The sequence below is a fragment of the Gilliamella sp. App2-1 genome (assembly GCF_001690255.1).
Taxonomy (GTDB): Bacteria; Pseudomonadota; Gammaproteobacteria; order Enterobacterales; family Orbaceae; genus Gilliamella; species Gilliamella apicola_G.
Genome location: NZ_LZGR01000037.1, coordinates 1 through 1,611, shown reverse-complemented (window position 1 = coordinate 1,611; position 1,611 = coordinate 1). Strand labels below are relative to the sequence as shown.

At 36.4% G+C, this 1,611-nt stretch carries 2 protein-coding genes; both read right to left on the bottom strand.

What is annotated here, in order from left to right; translation table 11 throughout:
- Positions 1–185: 185 nt before the first annotated feature.
- On the bottom strand, positions 186–524 hold the full coding sequence (locus A9G22_RS04960) for a DUF3969 family protein (protein ID WP_065587064.1): 339 nt from the start codon (positions 522–524) through the stop codon (positions 186–188).
- Position 525: 1 nt separating this feature from the next.
- A partial coding sequence (locus A9G22_RS04955; protein WP_082264508.1) for a VENN motif pre-toxin domain-containing protein occupies positions 526–1,611 on the bottom strand: 1,086 nt, incomplete at its 5' end.

Sequence of the window (1,611 nt, the reverse complement as noted above, 5' to 3'; positions counted from 1 at the left end):
CAACAGGTAGCCATTATTTAATACAATGGTACATAAAAATAATGATCACTAAAATGCATGCTAAGCAAAAATTAGCAATTAAAAAATTAATTATAGAATTTAGTGACAGAATTAACTGTCGCTTTTTAATAATGAATATTCTAATATAGGATAGAATTGTCAGGTTAAATTTGAGCTACAACACTTTATTCAATGGTGATATTTTTATTGACTGTTCGACCAAATTCAGACTGATTTTTTATCATATTTACTAAGTTAACAAGTAATTCATCAATTCTATTTTCTAACTTATCTGGTAATAGACTTTCATAGTCTTCAAGCTCACAACCATCCATAATTAGACTAGATAACTCATTAGTAAATTTATTTTGAGATAATAAATTTGCTATTTTGGGCTTAAAAATAAAACCCTCAGCTTCATCAATTGAAATCAATTTCTTTTTTAATGCAAATAAGGTACCCAATAAAAAAAGATCAATAAACTTTTCCGCTTGTTCTTTATCAATACTATAACATAATTTCATTTTATAAATTACTCCAATCTTTTTTGACTTTTACATTAAAAACTCTACCACTTTGACTACGAAAATAGTGGATTGATATTTTATTTCCAGTGACATCATAACCATCTTTATAAACTTTACTCCAACGCCCTGGTTCAATTTTTCTCAATTGCTCCAACAGCAGTTTTTCTTTAACTGTATTATTGACCGTTCCATTTTGCAAATCTCTAAACCCTTTTGGGTAATTAGGCGAATCCTTAATTGAATTATAAGTATGCTTAATTTCATTAGGATCTCTTGAAACATTATCTTGAGTATTATTGTTATTTTTATCTCGGTTATCATCATCTGGTGGTAATCCAGAAGCCCCACCTGCTGAACTACTTCCAGTTCCTGTTAACGGATTATCATTATCTTTCTTACTACCTTTCTCTTTTAGGTAATCATTATAATAACGTTCATAAGTTTTTAGTACTGCATCTTCAAGGAATTGATCTCCCATTGGATCGACTAACGCAAGTTCAATTAGTCTTCGTTGTTCCAAATTTAAACTTTCTAAAAACGCTTTTGATTCCGCTGCGGTAAGACCTTCAGCCATTAAAACATCTACCACATTAATACTGACTGATGCACCAATTTCACTTGGGCGTACTAGATACCACGCAGCTCTAGCTAAATTATTATTCTCAACCGCATTCTTCCCTGCAGCAACGCCAGTATTGATATCTTGGATATCACCACCGGCCGCGGCGGTAGCTAGGCCAGTCGCGAGTTGGGTTAGGGCGCTGATTTGTTGTCTTTCTTCTTGGCTTAGGTCTTTGATGTCTTTATCGGGGTAAAGGATACCTGCAATAACTTCTGCACTGCGTTCACTTGCGGCAGCGCCTAAGCCACCCACTAGGGCAGAGTTGCCTTGCAGCTGCGCAACCACCCCGCCCAAGATGGCATGGCTGACCGTGTTGGCAATGTGGTCTGTTTCCCATTTGCCGGTTTCAGGGTTGTAATGCTCGGTTTGTTTTTTTATGGCACTGGCAATTTTTGGTGCCAGTGCCCCTGCAACCGCCCCTGTCATGTCGCCGCTGATGATGCCGTTAATCAGATTGACCGC

What these genes read in the sequence shown, in the direction of transcription:
- A9G22_RS04960 (WP_065587064.1), bottom strand. Translation starts at nt 524, where the DNA reads ATGAAATTATGTTATAGTATTGATAAAGAACAAGCGGAAAAGTTTATT.